Genomic DNA, 23021 nt, shown 5'->3' with positions numbered 1-23021 from the left:
AGAGCAGGGGTTAGACCGCGGCGTACGTGGAGTCCTTCATCACGAAGCTCGCCAGCGGGCCGCCGTTGCCCGGCGACATCGCGGTGAACGTGATGCCCAGCTGCGCCGCGGACTTGCGGGCCAGCTTGATGTCGTCCGACGCGGTGACCTGGCCGCGAGGGATGAAGAAGCGGTACTTCACCGTGGTGTTCGTGCCGGCCTTGACGTCGGTGAACTCCAGGCCGAGGGCCCGGACGTCCGCGTAGGCGCGCTCCGGGATGTCGTACCGGTAGACGTCGGCCACCGGGGGAGTGCCCTCCTGCTTGACCTCGCCGCCGCCCATGAAGAACGGGAGGGTGTCCTCGTTGAACTGGAGCAGGGAGAACTTCAGCGTCAGATCCCGGTCCGAGTAGATGAAGTGGACCGGGCTGACGGCCTGCCACGAGTCGACCGGCTCCAGCTTGTCCTTCTTGGCGAAGGTCACGCCGTCGGCGGAGGTGTAACCGAGGTCCTTCCACGTGGCACCCCAGTCCGTGCTGGAGTTGTCGGTGAAAGCGGTCGGGGCCGCGGTGCCGGCGGGGGCGACGAAGAGTCGGCCGCTGCCGGCTACGCGGATCTCGGAAGAGTTGTTGCCTGCCATGGTGGCTTCTCCTTATAGAGGGGGTGGTGCCGTTCCCGGAGCGGTTTCGCGGTTTCGCCCGGGAACGGCGAAGGCCCCGCCGGACGGCAGGGCCTCGATCGTGGGGTCGGTGTGTGAACACACCGGGTGTGAGCTGCGACGTCAGCGGACTCGCACGACTCAGAAGACGGTCAGCGAGAGACGGATCACGCACACATAGCGGTTGGCCGCCGCGTACACGTAGTCGGGCGTCCAGCGCGGCCCGTCCTCCTCCTCGACGTCGGTGATCACATTGACGCCGTACGTCCTGCCGATCGCGGCGAGCAGCACCCGCCGCGCCTTGTTGCACAGGACATGGGCGGCGGCTTTGGTCGGCCCGTACACCTCGAACTCGATCAGCGGCATGTCGACGTGCAGATCGCCGGTCCAGGCCCCGCCCCGCCGGTTGACGAGGACGGCGGGCGTGGTGCCGTTGAAGGCGGGCGGCGGGTCGACCGCGACATGGACGCCGGTGAGCGCGGTGTCAGCCTTGAGGACGTCGACGACCAACGCCTCTACGTCGGGAAAGGCACTCGGGGGTGTGGTCATGACGGTTCACCTCGGTGCTGTGAGGGCGGGTGAGTGGAGGCCGCCGGGCGGCGTCCCGGGGGGAAGGGGGCGTGGGCAGGACGCCGCCCGGCAGCGAACGGCGGAGCCGCTGCCCGTCTTGCGGGCACAGCTCCGCCGCTGCACCCATTGTGATTCAGATCGTGCGAGCGCGCAACTAGGTCGCGCGCGGGCGCACTTTTGAGGTGTGTCATGTGTGGTGTCGTGCCCGGAGGGCGAGTTACTCTCAAGCCTCAAGCTTTCGAACAAGTTTTCGAGCAATGGTCTGAGGGGTGGGTGCGTGTGGGTGTGGTCAGCGGTGTCGACGGTGCCGTCAGCGCGCGGGAGCGGCTGGCCGAGGTGGTGGCGGCCGCCGTGGAAGTCGCCGCCGAGGCGGGGGAGTCGGGGGACTACACCTGCGACGTGGCGAGAACGCTCACCGCGATGGTCGGGAAGGTCGGCGCCCGGATCGCCGTGGACGCCGAGATGCAGGGGTTCACGAGTGGCTGGCAGGAGGCCCTCCGGGCCGTCGACGGGCGCGGTCCGGCCGGGGGCGACGACGGCAGGGTGCTGCGGATACGGCCCGAGAGGGACGCCGGGCGGTGAGGTCACGCGGCCCGGTCACGCGTACGTGCCCGGTCAGGCGTACACACCCAAAAAGGCGGCCGCCCCGGATGGGGCGACCGCCTTCTGTTCACCGACTGCGTCCATCGACTGCGTGCACCGCGCCTGCCGTCCCGCGCCCACGGCGTCCCGCTCGCCGGTGCCGCGCCCGGCGCCCGGAGCCTGGCGCCGCACCCCGAACCGTTCCAGGGCCCAGCGCCGCCTACTTGCGGCGGGCCGCGCGCTCCGCGGCGAACACATCCTCCAGCCGGTAGAGCTGAGCCCGGCCCCGCCGCCCGGAGGGCACGAGGAAACCGAGCTGGACCCACTTCCGTATGGTGGCCGGGACCACCCCGGCCTCGCTCGCGGCGAGCGCTCCCGTGATCAGCGGTCCCGCCGCGGTCATCGGCGTACCCCTTCGGCCGCCGCGTTCATGGCGGCGGCGATCGCGGGCCACCCCGCCGCCACCGGTGCGTCGGCGTCCCCCTCCCGCCAGGTGTGGCGGTACACGACGTCCGTACGGCAGTCGCACTCCGCGTCGGCGCAGCGGCAGCCCGGATTCACACAGAGCACGGCACGGCGCTCGGGAAACGCCCGCAGCGAGACGGAGCCGCACCACGGGCAGCGGCCCTCGACCCGGACCATCGACTCGGACTCCCCGAGAGCCCGCGCGCACCGGCCCACCATCCTGCGGGCCTCGTCCCGTACATGCTCCGCGAGATCGGGATGCGCCGAGACGTCGGCGAGAAGCCCGGCGATCCGCGCCAGCCGCTGCGGCACGCGCGCGTGCCGGGGCCGCCCGAGGCCCAGCCGGTCGTGCACGGCCTCGTCCAGTTCGATCACCCCGTCCGTGACGTCCCGTATCGCGTCGGAGACGTGCAGACGGACGGGAGCCGCCGGGTGCGTCGGCGTGGCGCGCCCGCCGCCTCCGACGGACGACGAGCGGCGGCTGGGCGCCAACTCGGTGAGCAGTTCGGGAAACCGGCGCGTCAGCGCGTCGATCCAGACGGCTGCGTCATGGGCGGATGTGGTGGCCAAGAGTGCCTCCCCGGGTAGGACGATGAGCGGGTACGGACTGCGAACTGCGGGCTTCCGTGCCGCGGGAGCCCCGGTTCCCCGGCACAGCGCGCGATGCGGAACGGCGCGCCCCCGCCGCACGGTGGCCGGGCTGTCCGGCACCGGCACCGGCACCGGCTCCGGCCGCCGCGCGCGCCGCCGAACGGGGAGCGGGGTTCTCGCGAGGGCGTCGGCCGGTGCGACGGCCCCTTCCCAGGCGCGCCGCTCCTGGGTGCGCCGTTCCTAGGAGCCCGGCGCCCCGTTCCTAGGTGCCCCGTGTACGCGTTGGCACCCCGTGTACGCGTTGCGTGTCATACGTGTCCCCTGCAAGGTCGTATACCGGGTACGAGCACATGGGTGTCATGTCTGTGAATCGGGATACGGGGCGGGACGCCCATCGCGCGGGCGCGCAACGGAGGTGCCGCGGAGCCGCACCGCTCGGCCGTTGCGCCACAGGCGGCCGGCGCTCACACCGTCGAAGAAGCTCTCCGCCGGCGCCACCGCCTCCTCGCAGAGGCGTACGACAGGACACCGCTCGCATGCCTTCAGCGCAGGTCGCGCCTCTGCTTCCCGTCGGGCGAAGACGATCTGCGGGGGCAGTCCCGAGCACGCGGCTGCCGCGCGCCAGCCGGTGGACTCCGGCGAATCGGGCAGGGGCATGGCGGCGACTCCTGACTGAGTGACCTGCTGTGGGATCCGCCACTCTGGCATGTTGCGCGTGCGCACGCAACTTACTCCTGAGTTATACGCACGGCATACATGCGGTGACGGAAGTGTGTGCGCGTGCAAGGTCACGTAATTCCTTGCGCGCAAGCGCGCTACTCTGAGGTTCGCTTTGGAGGGAGGCGACCAGTCATGACCGCCAGTGATGTGGAGCAGTTCGCCGCCTGGATCGAAGAGCTCATCCGCCGCCGGGGCTACGACATCGACAGCCCGCGCGGCGGCGGCAAGTCCCGTCTCGCGGACGAGGCCGGTGTCCACCGCGCCGCGATCACGAGACTGCTCCAGCGGCAGAGCATGCCGGACCTGGAGACGACCCGCCGCCTCGCGCACGTACTCGACGTGCCGGTGCGGGACATGCTCATCCGGTCCGGTCGGCTCACCGAGCAGGATCTGCCGCTGCCGCAGGCGGCCGAGCACGCGCCGCAGGCCACGGAGCGCCGGCTGACCCTGGAGGAAGCGGCGGCCGGACTCGGCATCCCCGCCGATCAGCGGGAGATCTTCATCAAGGTCGCCGGCCAGTTCCTGCCGTCCGCCCCGGCCCGTCACCAGCCCCTGGCGAAGGACTGACCTCCGGCGCGGGAACCGAGTCAACTCCGGCTCCACATCCCAGTGGCAAGTGCGCCCCCAGTAGACTGAGGCGGCCTGTCCCTACGTTCACGCAGGCCGTACGCCTCCGGCGATCCGGAGACGTCGCCGAGGCACGCCCTGGTCACGCATGGGCTGGGGACACAGGGGCGGGGGAGGCATAGCCGGGGGGCTGGCCACCGAGGGGACGGGGCGAGAGATACGGATGGCCGAGGGCGACGGTGCGGGGGAAGGCGCGAGAGCGGTTCCGTCGGCAGCATCGCCAGCGCCTCCCGTACCTCCCGTGTCGCCGGACGACCTCCCGGAGGCTCCTCCGAGTGATCTTCCCGGCCTGCTCGCCCTGCTCGGCACGCTTCTCGAACGCCACGACCCCGCCGCCGTCGCCGTACTCCTCCGTGAGGAACTCGACCGGCTGGAGTTGGACGCGTACGCCAAGGGGTGGCGTGATGCCGCCGCCGAGTACGGCTCCGCTCTGGAGGAGGCCCGCGTCGCCGCCAGGAACCGGCCCCTCCGGCTGGTCGGCCGTACGCCTGGCCAGGCCGCCGTCATCCCGTTCCCCCGCGAGCAGGACAGGTGGGAGGGCCGGGGACGGGAGCGGGAGCGCGCGACCGGCGGCGATCCCCGCGAGAGCGGTGAGGGCCGCGCGACCGGTGCGAGCGGCGAGAGCGACCGCTACGACCGGAACGGTGAGAGCGACCGGAACGGTGAGAGCGACCGGAACGGGGAGAAGGGCGAGAACGGGGAGAAAGGCGAGAACGACCAGCGGAGGGCCGCCGGGAACAGCGCGCCCGCCGCGGACGGTGAGAACGCCCGCGACGCGCCGCCGGCCCCCGTGGACCGGGAGGAGCCGACCGCGGCGGGCCGCCCGGCCTTCCTCCCCAAGAGCCGCAAGTCGAAAGTCCCCACCATCCCCCGGCTCTCCTCCCCGCGCCGCTACCAGCGCGACGCCCCGCCGGGCCCGGACGGCGACGCCCTGTAGGCGACTGCTACCGCGACTGCGACTGATAGACAGATGGAGTACGACGGTTTCCAGCAGTCGTCGGACCCTGCCGGACGCCCGCCGAGGCGGCTTCACCGCACCCGCCGCGAGAGCCCCGCGCCGGACCCCCGCCCCTCAACGGACCGCCGCGAGAGCCCCTTTGCGCGGGGTGCCCGAAGACGTCGTTCCGCGGCCCGGAAGGCGCTTCCCGCGCGTGGGCATTTGTTTTGACCGGAGTCCATGCGGTAGGTACGCTCAGACCTTGTGCCTGGGGTGTGCCTGGGCTCGTGAGCGTGTCCTCAACCGCTGACGGGTTCAATGACCGGCCACCGCATTCTGCGCCTTCTCCGCTCTCCGCGGGCGGAGCCCCGCAGCTTCGACACACCCGACCGCGTGGGTCGGTGCGTTCCAGGTTAGTTTCACTGAACGGCACACAGAAACCGGAGAAGTAGTGCCTACGATCCAGCAGCTGGTCCGCAAGGGCCGGCAGGACAAGGTCGAGAAGAACAAGACGCCTGCCCTCGAGGGTTCCCCTCAGCGACGCGGCGTCTGCACGCGTGTGTTCACGACAACCCCGAAGAAGCCCAACTCGGCTCTCCGTAAGGTCGCGCGTGTGCGTCTGACCTCGGGCATCGAGGTCACGGCCTACATTCCGGGCGAGGGACACAACCTGCAGGAGCACTCCATCGTGCTCGTGCGTGGTGGCCGTGTGAAGGACCTGCCGGGTGTTCGCTACAAGATCATCCGCGGCTCCCTTGACACCCAGGGTGTCAAGAACCGCAAGCAGGCCCGCAGCCGCTACGGCGCCAAGAAGGAGAAGTAAGAATGCCTCGTAAGGGCCCCGCCCCGAAGCGCCCGGTCATCATCGACCCGGTTTACGGTTCTCCTCTGGTGACCTCGCTCATCAACAAGATTCTGCTGAACGGCAAGCGTTCCACCGCCGAGCGCATCGTGTACGGCGCCATGGAGGGCCTCCGCGAGAAGACCGGCAACGACCCGGTCATCACGCTGAAGCGCGCCCTGGAGAACGTCAAGCCCGCGCTCGAGGTCAAGTCCCGCCGTGTCGGTGGCGCGACCTACCAGGTGCCGATCGAGGTCAAGCCCGGCCGCGCCTCGACCCTCGCGCTCCGCTGGCTCGTCGGTTACTCCCGCGCCCGCCGTGAGAAGACCATGACCGAGCGCCTCATGAACGAACTGCTCGACGCCTCCAACGGCCTCGGCGCTTCGGTCAAGAAGCGTGAGGACACGCACAAGATGGCCGAGTCCAACAAGGCCTTCGCGCACTACCGCTGGTAGTCGCTGCCCACATCGAGACCGAGAGAAGACTGAGCCAAAATGGCCACTACTTCGCTTGACCTGGCCAGGGTCCGCAACATCGGGATCATGGCCCACATCGACGCTGGGAAGACGACGACCACCGAGCGCATCCTTTTCTACACCGGTGTGAGCTACAAGATCGGTGAGGTCCACGACGGCGCTGCCACGATGGACTGGATGGAGCAGGAGCAGGAGCGGGGGATCACGATCACGTCCGCCGCGACCACCTGTCACTGGTCGCTCGAGGACGTCGATCACACCATCAACATCATCGACACACCGGGTCACGTCGACTTCACCGTCGAGGTGGAGCGTTCGCTCCGCGTCCTCGACGGCGCCGTCACGGTGTTCGACGGTGTCGCGGGTGTCGAGCCCCAGTCCGAGACCGTCTGGCGTCAGGCGGACCGCTACGGCGTTCCGCGTATCTGCTTCGTCAACAAGCTCGACCGCACCGGTGCCGAGTTCCACCGCTGTGTCGACATGATCAGCGACCGCCTGGGCGCGACGCCGATCGTGATGCAGCTCCCCATCGGCGCCGAGGCCGACTTCAAGGGCGTCGTCGACCTGGTCACCATGAAGGCGTTCGTCTGGTCCGCCGAGGCCGCCAAGGGCGAGATGTACGACATCGTCGACATCCCGGCCACGCACGCCGAGGCCGCCGACGAATGGCGCGGCAAGCTTCTGGAGACCGTCGCCGAGAACGACGAAGAGATCATGGAGCTGTACCTCGAGGGCCAGGAGCCCACCGAGGAGCAGCTGTACGCCGCGATCCGCCGTATCACCATTGCCTCGGGCAAGTCCAAGGACATCACGATCACTCCGGTGTTCTGTGGGACCGCGTTCAAGAACAAGGGCGTTCAGCCCCTGCTCGACGCGGTCGTGCGCTACCTCCCCTCCCCCCTCGACGTGGAGGCCATCGAAGGCCACTCCGTCAAGGACCCGGAGGAGATCGTCAAGCGCAAGCCGTCCGACGAGGAGCCGCTGTCGGCGCTCGCGTTCAAGATCATGAGCGACCCGCACCTCGGCAAGCTCACCTTCGTGCGCATCTACTCCGGCCGTCTGGAGTCCGGCACCGCGGTGCTGAACTCCGTGAAGGGCCGCAAGGAGCGCATCGGCAAGATCTACCGCATGCACGCGAACAAGCGTGAGGAGATCGAGTCGGTGGGCGCGGGCGACATCGTCGCCGTCATGGGCCTGAAGCAGACCACCACCGGTGAGACGCTCGCGGACGAGAAGAACCCGGTGATCCTGGAGTCCATGGACTTCCCGGCGCCGGTCATCGAGGTCGCGATCGAGCCCAAGTCCAAGGGCGACCAGGAGAAGCTGGGTGTCGCCATCCAGCGTCTCGCGGAGGAGGACCCCTCCTTCCAGGTGCACACCAACGAGGAGACCGGCCAGACCGTCATCGGCGGTATGGGCGAACTCCACCTCGAAGTGCTCGTCGACCGGATGCGCCGCGAGTTCAAGGTCGAGGCGAACGTCGGCAAGCCGCAGGTCGCCTACCGTGAGACGATCCGCAAGGCCGTCGAGCGCGTGGACTACGTCCACAAGAAGCAGACCGGTGGCACCGGCCAGTTCGCCAAGGTGCAGATCGCGATCGAGCCGATCGAGGGCGGCGACGCCTCGTACGAGTTCGTGAACAAGGTCACCGGTGGCCGTATCCCCAAGGAGTACATCCCTTCGGTGGACGCGGGCGCCCAGGAAGCCATGCAGTTCGGCATCCTGGCCGGCTACGAGATGACGGGCGTTCGCGTCACGCTCATCGACGGTGGCTACCACGAGGTCGACTCCTCCGAACTCGCCTTCAAGATCGCCGGTTCGCAGGCGTTCAAGGAGGCCGCGCGCAAGGCCAGCCCCGTGCTCCTCGAGCCGATGATGGCCGTCGAGGTCACCACGCCCGAGGACTACATGGGCGACGTCATCGGCGACATCAACTCCCGGCGTGGCCAGATCCAGGCCATGGAGGAGCGGGCCGGCGCCCGGGTCGTCAAGGGCCTGGTGCCGCTCTCGGAGATGTTCGGCTACGTCGGAGACCTCCGCAGCAAGACGTCGGGTCGCGCAAGCTACTCGATGCAGTTCGACTCCTACGCCGAGGTTCCCCGGAACGTCGCCGAGGAGATCATCGCGAAGGCCAAGGGCGAGTAACTCACCCGAGTTCACGCTTTAGGCTTGTCACCGGAGCCCGCGGTGTGCATTCCCTCCCACAACGGAGAGAATGCCCCGGGCCCCGGCATCCCAGCAAAGATCACCTGGCGCCGATGAGTAAGGCGTACAGAACCACTCCACAGGAGGACCCCAGTGGCGAAGGCGAAGTTCGAGCGGACTAAGCCGCACGTCAACATCGGCACCATCGGTCACATCGACCACGGTAAGACGACCCTCACGGCCGCCATTACCAAGGTGCTGCACGACGCGTACCCGGACCTCAACGAGGCGTCCGCGTTCGACCAGATCGACAAGGCTCCCGAGGAGCGCCAGCGCGGTATCACCATCTCCATCGCGCACGTCGAGTACCAGACCGAGTCGCGTCACTACGCGCACGTGGACTGCCCCGGTCACGCGGACTACATCAAGAACATGATCACCGGTGCCGCGCAGATGGACGGCGCCATCCTCGTGGTCGCCGCCACTGACGGCCCGATGCCGCAGACCAAGGAGCACGTGCTCCTGGCCCGCCAGGTCGGCGTTCCGTACATCGTCGTCGCCCTGAACAAGGCCGACATGGTGGACGACGAGGAGATCCTGGAGCTCGTCGAGCTCGAGGTGCGTGAGCTTCTCTCCGAGTACGAGTTCCCGGGCGACGACGTTCCCGTCGTCAAGGTCTCGGCGCTCAAGGCTCTCGAGGGCGACAAGGAGTGGGGCCAGTCGGTCCTGAACCTGATGGCCGCCGTCGACGAGTCCATCCCGCAGCCCGAGCGTGACGTCGACAAGCCGTTCCTGATGCCGATCGAGGACGTCTTCACGATCACCGGTCGTGGCACCGTCGTCACCGGCCGTATCGAGCGTGGTGTCCTCAAGGTCAACGAGACCGTCGACATCGTCGGCATCAAGACCGAGAAGACCACCACCACGGTCACCGGCATCGAGATGTTCCGCAAGCTGCTCGACGAGGGCCAGGCCGGTGAGAACGTCGGTCTGCTCCTCCGTGGCATCAAGCGCGAGGACGTCGAGCGCGGCCAGGTCATCATCAAGCCGGGCTCGGTCACCCCGCACACGGAGTTCGAGGCGCAGGCGTACATCCTGTCGAAGGACGAGGGTGGCCGTCACACCCCGTTCTTCAACAACTACCGCCCGCAGTTCTACTTCCGTACCACGGACGTGACCGGCGTGGTGACCCTCCCCGAGGGCACCGAGATGGTCATGCCGGGTGACAACACCGTCATGACGGTGAACCTCATCCAGCCCGTCGCCATGGAAGAGGGCCTGAAGTTCGCCATCCGTGAGGGTGGCCGGACCGTGGGCGCCGGCCAGGTCACCAAGATCAACAAGTAATCACTTGCCGATCTGACCTGGTAGCTCCATACGAGCACCAAGGGAGAGGCCCCGCACCGGAAGGTGCGGGGCCTCTTTCTTTCTCTTCTGTGCAGGCTCTTCTGCGCAGGCTCACCTGTACGGGCTCCTCTATGCGGGAGCCTTCTCGCGCCGGAGTCTCTTCTGTACGGGGAACTCGCGTCCGCCCCGGAGCCCTGAAGGGCCGGAGCGGTGCGAGGCCGGGGTCCGGATTCCGGGTTCCCGGGACGTACGGGAGCCGGGGCCGTACGGAAGCCGGGTCCGTACGGGATCCGAGGCCGCCCCGGAACCGGGATCAGCCCGCGGCGGCCACCCTCACGGTCGGCATGGGCCCGAACACCCACGGATGGGCGTTCGCGCCCATGCCGACCGCCATGACCCGCGAGGAGTGCGCGACGAGGGTGGGGGAGGCCAGCGACTCCGCGTGCACCGACCCGCCTCCGGGTGCGTGGAGCCGGATCCGGCCCCGCAGATCCCTGCCGAGGAAGACCGGCTTGCCGGAGACCGAGGCCAGGCTCACCGGGCCGTACCCGTCCAGCTTTCCGACCCTGCGCGGGCGGGAGACGGTGTCACCGGCCCGTACCGAGACGAGATGCGCGGACGCGGCCGGCCGGTAGTAGAGATCGATCCCGCCGTCCCCCGACGGCAGAGCCGCGACCGGACCGCCGGGCCGGGCCGACGGATTGCCGGCGCCCTCCTCGAAGGCGACCGGTCCGCCGGCCGTGCCCTGCGCCCAGTGGTGCACGCGGGTATGGCCCGCGGCGAAGACATGGACGCGGCCCGCGCTGTCGACGACGGCCGACAGCCCGTCCTGCACGGACTCCCCGCCGAGGTCGTGCCAGCCGCTCCAGGTCCCGTCCGCCTCCCGTACGCGGGTGCTCACCCCCTTCTCCGCGTTGCGCACGAAGAGATGGACCCGGCCGTCACCCGCGGTCACCGCCACAGGCACGCCGATCCGGCGCCCCCTGTCGTCGCCGCGCTCCGGATTGCCGAGCCCCTTCCAGGCGAGGAACTCCCCACCGGGCGTGCGCTGTTCGAGGAGCATGATCTCCCGGCTGTTGGACGAGCCCCGGCCCCCGATCGCGGCGAACCGCAGCCCGAACAGCAGTTGCCGGCCGTCCTTGAGCGCCGCCGAGCCGAGCGCGGGCGCGAGCGGCCCGCCGCCGAGGTCGGCCGGCGCTCCCCATTCCCGGCTGCCCGGCCGGGTCTCCCGCCAGCGGACCACGCGCAGCCCCAGGACCCCGTACGCCGTGAGCCGCCCATCCCGCTCGACGACGGCGACGGGCCGGTGCCCCTGGTAGCGGTGGTGAGTCGAACGGACCCACCCCTTCTTGTTCCGCAGCGGCCGCACCCCGCCCACGGCGTAGTCGCCGCAGCCGGACGGATTGCCGCACCGCCAGTCGGGGGCGCCGCCGTACGGGATGAGGTGGGACGCCTTCTCCTTGAGGACCTGGGCGGGCAGGTTCTTGGGCCAGTGCCGGTTGTAGTAGCCGCGGAACGCCGTGGCGACGAACGCGGGCACCTGCCCGCTGTCGGCGGTGGCGTCCCGGACCCAGCGCACCATCGCGGCCCAACTGAAGCAGGCGGCGGCGGTGTGATCGGCGTGGTCGGAGTAACCGGGCTGCTCACTGTCCTTCCTGCGGGTGGCCTCGTCGCTGTGCTGAATATCCGGATCCGGGTCCAGGGTCTGGATCACGGTCGGCCGGTACTGCTCCATCAGCCCCACGAGCACGTCGATGAGCCCTTTGTAGTCGTACGGCACGGTCCTGCGCAGCGGCGAGTCCTTGGCGACGACGGTCTGCACGCCTAGCCCGCGCTCCCGCCAGAGCCCGGGGAGCGCGGAGCGGTGCCGGGAGGTGTTCATCGGCAGATTGAGGAAGATCAGCTCGACTCGGCGGCTTCCGTTGGTGAGCGTGTTGATCTCGGCGAGCCGGTCGCCGCGCAGCGAGGCGACCCCCTTGGTCCAGTGCGTGAACTTGTCCAGCCCGAGGAGCGTCGCATACGCCTGCCGCAGCCCTTGGTGCCGCGCGGACGAGTAGGCGGGCCGGTCCGACGGGGGCTCCGCGTGGTTCCCCGGTATGTGGTTCTTGCCCTTGTGCTCGCCCGCGGTGACATAGACGCAGACCAGGGGCACTCCGGCGTCCAGCAGGCGCTGGGTGTCCGGGTTCATGAAGTACAGATCGTCGTCCGGGTGCGCCAGGATCTGCATCAGCTGGGCCCGGCGCGTGCTCGCGATCGCCATCCCGGGCGCGGGATCCGCCGTCGGTACGGCCCGCTGCGCGGGCGGCACGGTACAACCGCTGACGGCGCCCACCCCCACGAACGCGGAGAGTGCGGAGATCGCGGCGAGCACGGTACGCCGACGCGGGTCGGCGGGCGCGCTCGATTCGTCCGCGTCTCCCGGCATGCGTGGAGCGCGGATGGTCGTGTCGTGCATGTGATGATGTGCTCCGTCCGCTTCCCCGGCAGCGGGCAGGCGTGCCCCCGTCTGCTTACAGTGATCTGTCGATGCGGCGAATGGGCTGGTCAGGCCCCTTCCGCGATCATCTAGACGGATTAACGCGCTCCCAGGTTGCTCCTAGGAGCGACATTCGTCCTACCGGTGGCGCACCTCTGTGGAGGGTGTGGCGGCGTGGTACCGCCCATGGGATTCGCCCAGGGCGGTCGGCGGTTCCGGCGGCGGCTTCTCGGGGGTACAGCACCCGGCTGGACCCCGTGTGGGGTCCAGCCGGGTGTAGGGGGTGGTTAGGCGTCTTTGAAGATGTCTTCGGCGGTGGTGGTGGTGATGGCGTGGATGAGCCAGGTGCGCGAGATGTCGGGGTCGTCGCAGTTGGTGACTCGTTCGCGTACTTCGTTGGAGACGTTGATCCCGCGCTGCTCCAGGACGATCAGAATATTCTCGGCCCGGGCTTGGGCTCGGCCCTCGGCCAGGCCCTGGGCAAAGCCTTCGGCAAAGCCTTCGGCAAAGCCTTCGGCAAAGCCTTGGGCTCGGCTTTCGGCCAGGCCCTGGGCTCGGCCCTCGTCCCGGATTTTTTCCAAGATGACGGACTTGTAGAAAGAGAGGTCCACGTCCGGCAGGTTTCTCCAGTGCTGTGCGGCCGGACCCTGTGTGGGGTCCGGCCGGGTGCTGGGGGTGGTTAGGCGTTTTTGAAGATGTCTTCGGCGGTGGTGGCGGTGATGGCGCGGGCGAGCCAGGTGCGCGAGATGTCGGGGTCGTCGCAGTTGGTGACTCGTTCGCGTACTTCGTTGGAGACGTTGATTCCGCGCAGTTCCAGGACGAGCAGAACATCCTCGGCCCCGCGCTGGACCTGGCCCTGGGCTCGACCCTCGTCCCGGATCTCTTCTGAGATCGCGGACTTGTAGAAAGAAAGGTCCACGGCCACCAGGTTCCTCCAGTACTTTGCGGCCGGGCGGTTGCCCAGGCCCTGAGCGATGAGTTCGACGATGGGGTCTGCGATGGCTTCCGGAGCGTCCCGCAGAGCGGTGGACAGCGCCTTCAGTATGGCACCCACGTCCGGATCGGCGGCGTGTGTGATGACGGACAAGGTGGCGAACACCAGGTCCTTCCCGGCCTCCGTCGGGTTCGTGACCATGGGAATGTTGTGCGGCCCCGCCACGAGCGGGCGCAGGGTCATAGACGGCCACTGGCTGGGGCCGATCGTCACGGGCCGCGCGGCCCACTCGGCCGTGGCCCGGTCCTGGCAGACGACCAGGAGCAGAGGGGGAAGCCTGTATTTGGTGTGAAGATACGACAGGTAGTAAGCCCAGCTGCCGGGCTTGTCCGGATCCTTTTTGCCCTGGGCCTCGACGGCGAGCAGGAACGCCCCTTCGTCCTCGGTGTCGAAGCGCAGCAGCGTGTCCACCCGGCGTTCGACCGGCTTGGTCTCGGTGAGGTCGGTCGGCAGGACCGTCACGGAGGTGGGTGGGGCGAAGTCGAGGCCGAGCACCTGGCAGACCCCTGCGAATAATCCGGGGTACTCCTGGAAGATGCGGTGCATCGCTTCGTGGGGTGAGCTGACCATTCCGGTTCCTATCGATATGAGTGTTGCGGTGAGTGTCGAGGTCGGTCTGTGGTGGTCCGGCACCCCCGGCACGCTCCGGGTGCCGAGCTGCGGAATGCCCGGTCGCAGCGGTCGCAGTTCTGGAGCGGTAAGGGCCTGCCCGTGCCCTCGGCGGGTGTGCGGAACGGTGGCGGTGGCGGAAGCTGTGCGGTGAGCCGGTGGGCGAGCAACCCGGCCGGTCGGCGCAGCCCTCCCGGTGGGAGGTTGGCCGTCAGGGCGTGTCGTACGGCGGCTGGACCCGCGTCCCGCTCCAGCCATGCGGCAACCCCCGGAACCAGCCGCTCGGCGTCCCGCGCCGAGAACAACAGGCGCGGGTCGGCGTGGTGCAGGCCGGTGAGCAGGTCGGCGGCCGCCTGGAGGAGCGACGGGGTGGGAAACCCCGGCTGCGGCACGAGTAAGGGCTGGGGTTCGCGGCGCGGCGAGGGGGCAGCGGCGGCAGCCGCGGGAGGTTCGGTGGGGTGTGTGCCGTGGGTTTCACGGCGGTGGGAGGGTGTGGGCTTGTCGGCGCGGACCGCGGACCTGGGCCCGGCTTCGTGGGTCCGCCCTGGGGGCTTGGGCTGGTTGCAGGAGACCGTTCGGGTGACGATCCGGCCGCCCGTAGCCCGTTCGCGTATTCGCCGCAGATAGCCGTGGGCCTCCAGTTCGCGTAAGGCTCCGGAGATACGGGCCGCTCCCTCCGGGAACCGGGCGGCGAGGGTCTTGATGTCCACACGGGCCCCGGTCGGCAGGGACTGGATGTGCACGGCCAGCCCGATCGCCAGCAAGGACAGTTCGGCGTGCTGGGCGAGATGGTTGCCGATGACCGTGAAGCGGGTGGTGTGGCGGGTGTTGGCGTGGGTGACGCCGTACGCGGGGTGCTCGCGGTGGGTGGCGCGGGTGCGGCCGTGGACATCGTCGCGGTCGGTGTCCGGAACGGCCGACGGGGTGGGTATGCACGCGCTAGGGTGCTGGGTATCCATCAGGAAGCGGCTTTCTTCCTCGGTGGTCAGGCCCTCGAGGAAGCGGCTTTCTTCCTCGGTGGTCAGGCCCTCGCACTGGGATTGGCGTCCCGGCGGGGGCCGTCGTATGTCTGGGGTGGTGTGTCGCCGTGAGCGTAGGGCACCCAACCCGTCTTTCCGCCAGCTCAGTTGGCGATGTTCACCCGTGAGAGTGAGACGAGTCGTCGGGCGGGAGGGGTGGGCTCGGCAGGGTTCTTCTTCTCACTCTGTTTCTTGGGAGGAGACCGCCTGGGTCGCCGAAGCGCGGGTGCCCGTGCTCCGGTGCGGCGGGCCGCGACACACCCTTCTCCGGTACGAGGCCGACCCGCGCCCGGACTCGCCGTCGTCCGGTTCGAACGCCCGTTGGAAGTGCGCCGGTCGAGGAACGGCGACCGACCGCCTTCGACCCGCGTCCCACCCTGGTGAGCCAGCCGGGAGTGGGACGCGCTGCTGTCAGTCGTCGTCGTCCTCGGCGAAGAGGTCTTCGGCGTCGGTGACGGTGATCGCGTGTTTCATCCAGCGTTCGAGGACATCGAGGTCGTCGCAGTCCCGGATCCGGTCGCGGTGGGAGGCGAGGGTCGGGATGCGTCGCATTTCCAGGATGCTCAGGATCGCCCGCGAGCGCTCTTCGATCCGGCCTTCTTCCCGGCCTTCCTCTTTGCCCTCCAGGAAGGTCGTCTCGATCAGCGTTCCCCGGCCGGGGAAGTAGGTTCCGACCATCAGATTCCTCCAGGTTTCTCTTGCCGGGGTGTCTCCCAGCCCGATTTCCACCAGTTCGACGAGGTACTTCGCCGTCAAAGGAAGACCCACGTCCTCGGACACAGGGGTGAGCAGCTCGGGCCGGTCCTGGAAGATCCGGTGCGCGGCCTCGTGTGAGGAAGTGACCATGAACCGGACCTTAGACCGGAGTTGGATCATCAGACCGAGTCATGAACGGATGACCATACGAACGAGTGAGCGAGGGGTGGTCGTGTTGACGTCGAATCCTCGGGTCGAGAAGCAGGGCCCCGGAACCCGCTCACCCTCCGAAGTCGGGGCCGCCCCGCCGTACGTTCAGACGCATTCCGACCTCGTGATCGACCCGCTTGTATCCTCAATCGACTCTTGTGGGGTATTTGCGGAGATTTCGTGATCAGAGGGTGGGGCAGTGGGTACAAGTGCGCCGGAGGGGCGGCCCGGCGACGGGAGCCCGGTGTCGGACGAGGAATGGGCGGAGTTCGTTCGCCGGGTCGGGAACGGCGACGGCGACGGCGACGCGCCGAAGGAGCCGTCCGCCCGAGCGCGGATGGTGGCCGCGCGGCTACGGGACCAGCCGCAGCCCGAGGGGCGGCGGACCGGGCCGGCAGGGCGGGAGGCCGACGGGCGGGCCCGCAGGCGCCGACGGATCCTGGGCGGGCTCGGGGTCCTGGCCGCCATCGGGCTCGTCGTCGCGATGCGACCGGAACTGGTGACCGACAGGTGGGAGGCCGGAGACGTCGGAGCCAAGAGCACCACACCGCTCGCGCCCGAGACCGCGCGGCCGACCACCGCGCCCGCTGAGGAACTGTTCCCCGACACGCCGACGCTGAAGGAGCCCTTCCGGGGGTCGCCCGCGGCCGTCTGGGCGGACGGGGCCGCCGGCATCCAGGTGCCCGAGGCCAGAGCCGTCGGCGGTATGAGCAAGGCTCAGGTCGAGCACGCCCTGCGCAGCACCAGGGAACTCCTGATCTCCGCCAATCTCGACCCGGCCACTCTCCGGGGCGAGCGGCCCGCCGCCGCGTTCAAGCTGATCGACCCGCTGCAGAAGGACGGACACGGCCTGCTGGAGCGAGGGCTGCGCAAGCCGAGCGCGCGGGAGGACCCTCTGTGGCTGTTCAGCCGCTTCGACCCGGCCGAGGTGCGCGTGGTCGGTGACGTCGTCAAAACGCGGGGGCGGATGGCCTTCGGCGAGAGCGAACGCCCCGGAGCGGTCCGGGTGAACACCGACTACACCTTCGTCTATCCGCTGGCGCGGGCTGAGCCCGGCTCGGAAGAGGTGACGCGGACCATCGTCCGCCGTCAGATGACGTTCGAGCTGTACGACCCGGCCAAGGTGGTGACGACACCCGGCAGGCTGTACGTCACCAGGATGGACATGAGCAGCGGAAACGCCGAGTGCGGAAAAGACGGCGAGGGATTTCTGAGGCCGCAGTTCCTGGCGGACCGGGCGCGTTCCTCGTCCGGGGCGGCCGGACCGACCGTCGACCCGTACGACCGCAGCAAGGACCTCGCGCTCCTTCCGCAGGAGTGCGGCACGGTCACCCGCACCTGAGCCCGCACCCGTACCCGAGCCCCCCAACCGGAGACTGAAGCCCGCGCCCGAGCCCCGAAGCCCGCCTCCCGCAGGCGGCCAACTCCCGCCCTGTGGCGGGTTCTTGCCAAGTCCCGTGGCCGGGAACTATCTGCTGCCGCCGAAGCGTGAAGTCTTACGGTACGGAAAGGGGCACGCGCACTGTCGAACGGCGACGCGTAGGAGGCCGCGGTGGACACGGGTACAGGCACGCGTGAGTCACGTGCGCCGGTGGCGGGCATCGTCCCGAACACGGTCGCCGTAGCTGCGGGCCGGTCACCCGCGGGCCGGTCACCCGCCGACCGGTCGTATACGAGTCGGCCCCGGGCGGGCCGGTCGCGAGGAGGCGAGGTCTGATGGGTGGCGGTGCGGAGGATCTGAAGGTCGACAAGGCGAGTGTCCAGCGGATCACCAACGGGCTGCGTGCCGCCATGGCCGAGTTGAAGGAAGTCGGCAGCGGGACCGGGTCTCTGCTGGGCAAGGGCGTATCGGGCATGTCTATGACGGGCATGGAGGCCGGGCATCACGGTCTGTCGGTCGACTTCGAGGACTACTGCGAGCGCTGGGAGTGGGGCGTACGGGCCCTGGTCCAGGACGCCAACACCATCGCCGCGAAGCTCGGGCTGGCCGCCGGGCTGATCTGGGAAGAGGACCAGTACCTCCAGGGCACGTTCAAGGTCGCCGTGAACTCGCTGGTCGGCAATCCCCACGCCTCCGAGGACGAGGTCGTCAAACAGAGCTGGGGCGAGATGTTCGACCCGTCCAGGATGACCCCGGACTACAGCCCGGAGTCGTTCCGGCGCGCGGCCGACGAGGCCGAGCAGACCTGGAAGGACACCGGCCGGGCGCTGTTGACCGAGGGCACGGGCGGTCAGCGGACCAGCGCGCTGAACGACCTGATCGGCGTCGACCAGGAGGAATTCGACCAGGCGGTGGACGACACCTTCGGGCCGTCGCCCGAGGAACGGGCCGCCCAGCAGGAGAACGGGGGGTAGCTGAGCCATGGGTTTCGGGGACATCGTCAGCGATCTGACGCCTGATGTGATCGAGGACGCGGTCGAGGACGCCACCGAATGGGTCGGCGACCGTGTCGAGGACGCCGGGGACTGGACCGCGGACCGGCTGCAGGACGTCGGCTGGGACTCGGGCGCGGACTGGGTGCGGGAGCAGTCCCGTTCCCTGGCGAACCGGATGGGCGCCGAGGTCGACGAGATGGACCTGGGGCAGACCGAGGACAAGACGAAGTTGATCTACGGATCCCCGTCGAAGCTCCGCTCCACCTCCTCCCATCTCAAGGATTTACAGAAGGCGTTCAACAACGTCGGCCTGGGCCTTGAGGGTCTGGACTCCAGCTCCCTGAAGGGCCAGGCCGCGGACGCCTTCCGGTCCACGGTGAAGATCGAACCGCCGAAGTGGTTCAAGGCCGCCGACGCCTGCGAGAAGGCCGCCAAGGCGCTGGAGGGCTTCGCCGGAACGGTGGAGTGGGCGCAGGGACAGGCCCAGTCGGCGATCGAGAAGTGGAAGGCGGGCACGAAGGCGTCCGAGGACGCGCTGAACGCGTACAAGACGCGGGTCGACACCTACAACCAGGCTGCCGACAAGTACAACGCGCTCCCCGCCGACCAGCGTGATCCGGCCACCCTGCCGCCGAAGCCGGGCGCGTTCACCGATCCGGGCAAGGCCCGGATGGAGGAGGCGCAGCAGATCCTGGCGGAGGCCCGCAAGCAGCGCAACACGGCGGCGGAGACGGCGCGCGCCGCGGTGAGGGCGGCTCGCGACGAGGCCCCGCCCAAACCGTCGTACGCCCAGCAGGCCACGGACGGCCTGTATGAAGCGCAGATCATGAACGCCCACTTCGGCGCCGGTGTCATCAAGGGGACGGCGGGGCTTCTGGCGTTCGTGCGCAGCGTCAACCCGACCGACCCGTACAACATCACGCATCCGGCGGAATATCTCCTGTCGCTGAACAACCTCACGGCCGGTGTGGTCCAGGCGGTCAACGACCCGTGGGGCACGGGCAAGCAGATGGTCACCAACTTCATGAAGGACCCCTCCGAGGGCCTCGGCCGGCTGGTTCCCGATGTGCTGCTGACCGTCGCCACCGGAGGCGGGGGAGCGGCCGTGAAGGGCGCCCGTCTCGCCGACGACCTCGCCGACGCGGCACGCAGGGCCGACAATCCCGCGGACGCCAGCCGCAAGGTCAAGGACAAGTGCTGTGGCCGGGAGCCAGTCGACTTCGCCACAGGGCGGATGCTGCTGGCAGAGACCGATGTGTCCCTGCCGGGTTCGTTTCCCCTGGAGTTCCGCCGCGACTACGAGTCGTCCTACCGAGCGGGCCGCTGGTTCGGCCCCACTTGGTCGTCCACCATCGACCAGCGCCTCACGGTCGATTCACTCGGCGTGGTGTTCCACGGCGAGGACAACCTCCTGCTGGCCTTCCCGCACCCCGTGCCGGGTCTGCCGGTGCTCGCGGAGGCGGGCCCCCGCTGGCGGCTGGAGCGTCACACGGACGGCAGCTACTCCCTCTTCGACCCCGACAGGGGGCATGTCCGGCACTTCCTGGCCCCGCCCGGAGCCGAACCCGGCGGCGACGGCGTCGGACCGCTGGCCCAAGTGGAGGACCGCAACGGCAACACGGTCACCGCCGAGTACGACGAGCGGGGGGCTCCGCTTTCGCTCACCCACTCCGGCGGATACCGGCTGGAGTTCACCACCGAGGACGGCCGCATCACCGCGCTGACGCGAAGCGATGTCACCCCGAGCGGCATCACTCCGACCGCCTCTGAGCCTGGTGGCAGGCCCCCGGGGGACACCGTCCTGGTCCGCTACGGATACCGGGGTGGCCACCTCACCGGGGTCACACGGTCCTCGGATGTGCCGCTGCGCTACGAGTACGACGTCGAGGGCCGTATCACGGCCTGGACCGACACCAACGACTCGTCCTTCACCTTCGTCTACGACGAGAACGACCGTTGTGTCACCCAGACGGGCGCGGAGGGACATCTGCGGTCGGAGTTCCACTATGCGGGGCCCGACCCCGAGACGGGGGTGCGCACCACCACCGTCACCGACTCCCTCGGCGGTGTCTGGCGATACACGGTCAACGGCCGTCTTCAGGTGATCGCCGAAACCGATCCGACCGGCGCGACCGTCCGCACCACCCACGACCGCTGCAACCGGCTCCTGACACGGACCGACCCGCTCGGCGCGACCACGGTGTTCGGTTACGACGACGGCGGCCGGCTCACCTCCGTCACCCGCGCCGACGGAAGCCTGATGCGAGCCGTGTACAACGACCTGGGAATGCCCGTCGAGCTGACACAGGAGGGCGGGGCGCGCTGGCAGCAGGAGTTCGACGCGCGCGGAAACCGCGTTTCCGTGACCGATCCGTCCGGTCGCACCACCCGCTACACACACGATTCCCTGGGACACGTCACCTCGGTGACCGATGCGGTCGGAGGGGTCACGCGGCTCCGCCACAACGCGGCCGGTCTGCTGGTCGAGCGCGAGGATCCGGCGGGCGGGGTCACCCGGTACCGCAGGGACGCCTTCGGCCGCATCACCGAACTCGTGGGTCCGGACGGCGCCGCGACCGTCTTCGAGTGGACCGTCGAGGGGATGCCGTCACGTCGTACCGGACCCGACGGCGCGACCGAGGCGTGGACGTACGACGGCGAGGGCAACTGCACGAGCCACACCGACCCCATGGGCCGGGTCACCCGCTTCGAATACACCCATTTCGATCTGCTCGCGGCTCGCACCGACCCGGACGGCGCTCGCCACGAGTTCGTCCACGACACCGAGCTGCGGTTGACGCGGGTGGTCAATCCGCAGGGTCTGAGCTGGTCGTACGCGTACGACAGTGCGGGTCGGCTCATCGCCGAGACGGACTTCGACGAGCGATCGACGAGCTACGAGAACGACCCCATGGGGCGGGTGTCCGCCCGGATCACCCCGCTCGGCGAGACCGTTCGCTACGAGCGCGATGTCCTCGGCCGCGTGACCGGCAAGGACGCGGCCGGACACCTCACGACGTACGCCTACGATCCACTCGGACGACTGGTCCGGGCAACGGCCCCGGACAGCGAACTGATCTACCAGTACGACCGCGCGGGGCGGGTGAAGACCGAACTCGTGGGCGGCAAGGCCGTCACCTACGCCTACGACCGGGCCGGCCGACGCGTCCGACGGATGACGCCGGGCGGCCAGGTGACCTCGTACGCCTACGACGCCGCGGGCCGCCCCGCTCGAATGACCGCCGCCGACCGCGAAATGCGCTTCACACGGGACGCGTCGGGCCGGGAACTGGTCCGCAGGTTCGGCGAGACACTCACCCTGACCTCGATACGGGACGATTCGGGGCGCGTCACCGAACAGGTGATCACGGCCGGCGGGCGCGGCGTCAACCGCCGGAGCTACACCTATCGCGAGGATGGCCATCTCATCGGGGTCGACGACGCGCTGGGCGGGCAGCGCCGTTTCGATCTCGACGCCGTCGGCCGGGTCACCACCGTCACCGCCGCCGACTGGACCGAGTCGTACGCCTACGACCGGAGCGGCAGGCAGATCACAGCGGGTTGGCCGGACCGGCACGCGGATGCGGACGCCCGGGGCGAGCGCACGTACACAGGCACCAGGGTCGTCCGCGCAGGCGCCAACCGCTACGAGTACGACCGCGCCGGGCGTCTCGTCCGGCGCACCAGGACCCGCCTGTCCAGGAAGCCGGACACCTGGCGCTACACCTACGACGTGGAGGACCGGCTCGCCGAGGCCGTCACACCCGATGGCACGGTCTGGCGCTATCGCTACGACCCGCTGGGCCGCCGTACCCGCAAGGAGCGGATGGACCCCGGCGGCGAAGACGTACTGGAGCGGACGGACTTCACCTGGGACGGGCCGGTCCTCACAGAGCAGACCACCATCCGTGCCGGGGCCCCGCACGAGGTCACCCTGACATGGGACCACCAGGGCCTCACTCCCATCGCCCAGACGGAGCGGCTCACGGACTCCGCGAACCAGCGCGAGATCGACACACGATTCTTCGCCATCGCCACCGACCTCATCGGCACTCCCACCGAGCTCATCGACGAACGGGGCGACATCGCCTGGCGGGGGCGCGCCGCCTTGTGGGGCACGACCACCTGGAACGTCGGCGCCTCCGCGTACACCCCACTGCGGTTCCCCGGCCAGTACTACGACCCCGAGACGGGTCTCCACTACAACCACCACCGTTACTACGATCCGCAGCTCGGCCGTTACACCACCCCCGACCCTCTGGGCCTGGCCCCCGCGCCCGATCCCGCCGCCTATGTCCACAACCCTCACACCTGGAGCGATCCCCTCGGCCTGGCGCCCTACGAGAACAACGGCGGACTCGGCAATCTGGTCCAGGTGAACAAGCCCGACCCCGCGGCCGATGCCCTGGCCGAGCGGCTCGGTGGCGAATCCCGCGTCAAGTTCGAGCATGATCCGGCGGGACGGGAGATCGACGCGATCAGCGACGACTACGTCGCGCAGTCGAAGCCAGGCGGGATGCAGATGGGCAGCGCCTTGCGAAACCAGGCGAAGGCGACGTTCGAGTACGCGATACAGTCCGGCCGCACACCGTACTTCCACTTCGATGGCGAACCCGGTCCGGGCGTGATCAACAAACTCAAGGAATACGGTCGGCGCTATGGCATCGAGCCCGTGATCGACACGACTCCGCTGGAATGAGGGC

Annotated in this window: 20 protein-coding genes; 10 read left to right on the top strand and 10 right to left on the bottom strand. The window is 69.2% G+C overall.

Translation table 11 applies throughout. From position 1 onward, the window contains the following. Positions 1-10: 10 nt before the first annotated feature. The gene (locus tag ACWEFL_RS13120) at positions 11-619 is read right to left on the bottom strand and encodes a phage tail tube protein (RefSeq protein WP_451711053.1); all 609 of its coding nucleotides are present in this window, start codon (positions 617-619) and stop codon (positions 11-13) included. Positions 620-778: 159 nt separating this feature from the next. Beyond that, positions 779-1186, bottom strand: a complete 408-nt coding sequence (locus ACWEFL_RS13115) for a hypothetical protein (protein ID WP_451711051.1) — start codon at positions 1184-1186, stop codon at positions 779-781. A 300-nt stretch (positions 1187-1486) separates the two neighbouring features. Between ACWEFL_RS13115 and ACWEFL_RS13110 the strand changes: the two genes are divergently transcribed. Next, positions 1487-1789, top strand: coding sequence for a hypothetical protein (locus ACWEFL_RS13110; RefSeq protein WP_451711049.1), 303 nt, complete (start codon positions 1487-1489; stop codon positions 1787-1789). Positions 1790-2009: 220 nt separating this feature from the next. On the opposite strand, the gene ACWEFL_RS13105 is transcribed toward ACWEFL_RS13110, so the two are convergent. The 3 genes from ACWEFL_RS13105 to ACWEFL_RS13095 all read right to left on the bottom strand — a co-directional run bounded on the left by ACWEFL_RS13105 (position 2010) and on the right by ACWEFL_RS13095 (position 3502). Next, on the bottom strand, positions 2010-2192 hold the full coding sequence (locus ACWEFL_RS13105) for a hypothetical protein (protein ID WP_451711047.1): 183 nt from the start codon (positions 2190-2192) through the stop codon (positions 2010-2012). Further along, positions 2189-2824: a hypothetical protein gene (locus tag ACWEFL_RS13100; RefSeq protein WP_451711046.1), complete on the bottom strand. Its 636-nt coding sequence runs from the start codon at positions 2822-2824 to the stop codon at positions 2189-2191. The genes ACWEFL_RS13105 and ACWEFL_RS13100 overlap by 4 nt, the downstream gene beginning before the upstream one ends. 378 nt (positions 2825-3202) lie before the next feature. Next, a complete protein-coding gene (locus ACWEFL_RS13095; protein ID WP_451711044.1) occupies positions 3203-3502 on the bottom strand; it encodes a WhiB family transcriptional regulator in 300 nt (99 codons plus the stop codon). 195 nt (positions 3503-3697) lie between these two features. Here ACWEFL_RS13095 and ACWEFL_RS13090 point away from each other — a divergent pair, with 195 nt between their 5' ends. The 6 genes from ACWEFL_RS13090 (at position 3698) to tuf (ending at position 9938) form a co-directional block, all read left to right on the top strand. Then, entirely contained in the window at positions 3698-4132 is a 435-nt protein-coding gene (locus ACWEFL_RS13090; RefSeq protein WP_451711043.1) for a helix-turn-helix domain-containing protein, read from the top strand. Positions 4133-4433: 301 nt separating this feature from the next. Beyond that, on the top strand, positions 4434-5129 hold the full coding sequence (locus ACWEFL_RS13085) for a hypothetical protein (RefSeq protein ID WP_451711041.1): 696 nt from the start codon (positions 4434-4436) through the stop codon (positions 5127-5129). 451 nt (positions 5130-5580) lie between these two features. Next, on the top strand, positions 5581-5952 hold the full coding sequence (rpsL, locus tag ACWEFL_RS13080; protein ID WP_003948652.1) for a 30S ribosomal protein S12: 372 nt from the start codon (positions 5581-5583) through the stop codon (positions 5950-5952). A 2-nt stretch (positions 5953-5954) separates the two neighbouring features. After that, positions 5955-6425: a 30S ribosomal protein S7 gene (rpsG, locus tag ACWEFL_RS13075; protein WP_003956472.1), complete on the top strand. Its 471-nt coding sequence runs from the start codon at positions 5955-5957 to the stop codon at positions 6423-6425. 39 nt (positions 6426-6464) lie between these two features. Next, positions 6465-8591 (top strand): elongation factor G, encoded by a 2127-nt coding sequence (fusA, locus tag ACWEFL_RS13070; protein ID WP_451711040.1) that lies wholly within the window; start codon positions 6465-6467, stop codon positions 8589-8591. Between the two features lie 153 nt (positions 8592-8744). Then, complete coding sequence (tuf, locus tag ACWEFL_RS13065) at positions 8745-9938, top strand: elongation factor Tu (protein ID WP_451711038.1); 1194 nt, start codon at positions 8745-8747, stop codon at positions 9936-9938. Between the two features lie 313 nt (positions 9939-10251). Here tuf and ACWEFL_RS13060 read toward each other — a convergent pair whose 3' ends face one another. From ACWEFL_RS13060 to ACWEFL_RS13040, 5 genes are all read right to left on the bottom strand, one after another. Continuing rightward, entirely contained in the window at positions 10252-12363 is a 2112-nt protein-coding gene (locus ACWEFL_RS13060) for a PIG-L family deacetylase (RefSeq protein ID WP_451711205.1), read from the bottom strand. 338 nt (positions 12364-12701) lie between these two features. Continuing rightward, the gene (locus ACWEFL_RS13055) at positions 12702-13025 is read right to left on the bottom strand and encodes a hypothetical protein (protein WP_451711036.1); all 324 of its coding nucleotides are present in this window, start codon (positions 13023-13025) and stop codon (positions 12702-12704) included. 68 nt (positions 13026-13093) lie between these two features. Next, the gene (locus tag ACWEFL_RS13050; protein WP_451711035.1) at positions 13094-13978 is read right to left on the bottom strand and encodes a hypothetical protein; all 885 of its coding nucleotides are present in this window, start codon (positions 13976-13978) and stop codon (positions 13094-13096) included. A gap of 8 nt (positions 13979-13986) precedes the next feature. Continuing rightward, positions 13987-14976: a helix-turn-helix domain-containing protein gene (locus ACWEFL_RS13045; protein ID WP_451711033.1), complete on the bottom strand. Its 990-nt coding sequence runs from the start codon at positions 14974-14976 to the stop codon at positions 13987-13989. A gap of 471 nt (positions 14977-15447) precedes the next feature. Then, positions 15448-15882, bottom strand: coding sequence for a hypothetical protein (locus tag ACWEFL_RS13040; protein ID WP_451711031.1), 435 nt, complete (start codon positions 15880-15882; stop codon positions 15448-15450). Between the two features lie 304 nt (positions 15883-16186). On the opposite strand from ACWEFL_RS13040, the gene ACWEFL_RS13035 reads away from it, so the two are divergent. The 3 genes from ACWEFL_RS13035 to ACWEFL_RS13025 all read left to right on the top strand — a co-directional run bounded on the left by ACWEFL_RS13035 (position 16187) and on the right by ACWEFL_RS13025 (position 23017). After that, on the top strand, positions 16187-17284 hold the full coding sequence (locus ACWEFL_RS13035; RefSeq protein WP_451711029.1) for a hypothetical protein: 1098 nt from the start codon (positions 16187-16189) through the stop codon (positions 17282-17284). A 371-nt stretch (positions 17285-17655) separates the two neighbouring features. Next, on the top strand, positions 17656-18297 hold the full coding sequence (locus ACWEFL_RS13030; RefSeq protein ID WP_451711204.1) for a hypothetical protein: 642 nt from the start codon (positions 17656-17658) through the stop codon (positions 18295-18297). A gap of 7 nt (positions 18298-18304) precedes the next feature. After that, the gene (locus tag ACWEFL_RS13025; RefSeq protein WP_451711028.1) at positions 18305-23017 is read left to right on the top strand and encodes a putative T7SS-secreted protein; all 4713 of its coding nucleotides are present in this window, start codon (positions 18305-18307) and stop codon (positions 23015-23017) included. Positions 23018-23021: the final 4 nt, after the last annotated feature.

It is taken from the genome of Streptomyces sp. NPDC004838 (assembly GCF_053600955.1).
Note: the sequence above shows the minus strand (reverse complement) of the source record. Positions and strands in the feature narration are given on the sequence as shown.

Excerpts from the sequence above, each read along its gene's own strand:
- ACWEFL_RS13045 (WP_451711033.1), bottom strand. The coding sequence starts at position 14,976 with ATGGATACCCAGCACCCTAGCGCGTGCATACCCACCCCGTCGGCCGTT.
- rpsG (WP_003956472.1), top strand. The coding sequence starts at position 5,955 with ATGCCTCGTAAGGGCCCCGCCCCGAAGCGCCCGGTCATCATCGACCCG.
- ACWEFL_RS13105 (WP_451711047.1), bottom strand. The coding sequence starts at position 2,192 with ATGACCGCGGCGGGACCGCTGATCACGGGAGCGCTCGCCGCGAGCGAG.
- ACWEFL_RS13060 (WP_451711205.1), bottom strand. The coding sequence starts at position 12,363 with ATGCCGGGAGACGCGGACGAATCGAGCGCGCCCGCCGACCCGCGTCGG.
- ACWEFL_RS13115 (WP_451711051.1), bottom strand. The coding sequence starts at position 1,186 with ATGACCACACCCCCGAGTGCCTTTCCCGACGTAGAGGCGTTGGTCGTC.
- ACWEFL_RS13040 (WP_451711031.1), bottom strand. The coding sequence starts at position 15,882 with ATGGTCACTTCCTCACACGAGGCCGCGCACCGGATCTTCCAGGACCGG.
- ACWEFL_RS13095 (WP_451711044.1), bottom strand. The coding sequence starts at position 3,502 with ATGCCCCTGCCCGATTCGCCGGAGTCCACCGGCTGGCGCGCGGCAGCC.
- ACWEFL_RS13050 (WP_451711035.1), bottom strand. The coding sequence starts at position 13,978 with ATGGTCAGCTCACCCCACGAAGCGATGCACCGCATCTTCCAGGAGTAC.
- ACWEFL_RS13025 (WP_451711028.1), top strand. The coding sequence starts at position 18,305 with ATGGGTTTCGGGGACATCGTCAGCGATCTGACGCCTGATGTGATCGAG.
- fusA (WP_451711040.1), top strand. The coding sequence starts at position 6,465 with ATGGCCACTACTTCGCTTGACCTGGCCAGGGTCCGCAACATCGGGATC.
- ACWEFL_RS13120 (WP_451711053.1), bottom strand. The coding sequence starts at position 619 with ATGGCAGGCAACAACTCTTCCGAGATCCGCGTAGCCGGCAGCGGCCGA.
- ACWEFL_RS13090 (WP_451711043.1), top strand. The coding sequence starts at position 3,698 with ATGACCGCCAGTGATGTGGAGCAGTTCGCCGCCTGGATCGAAGAGCTC.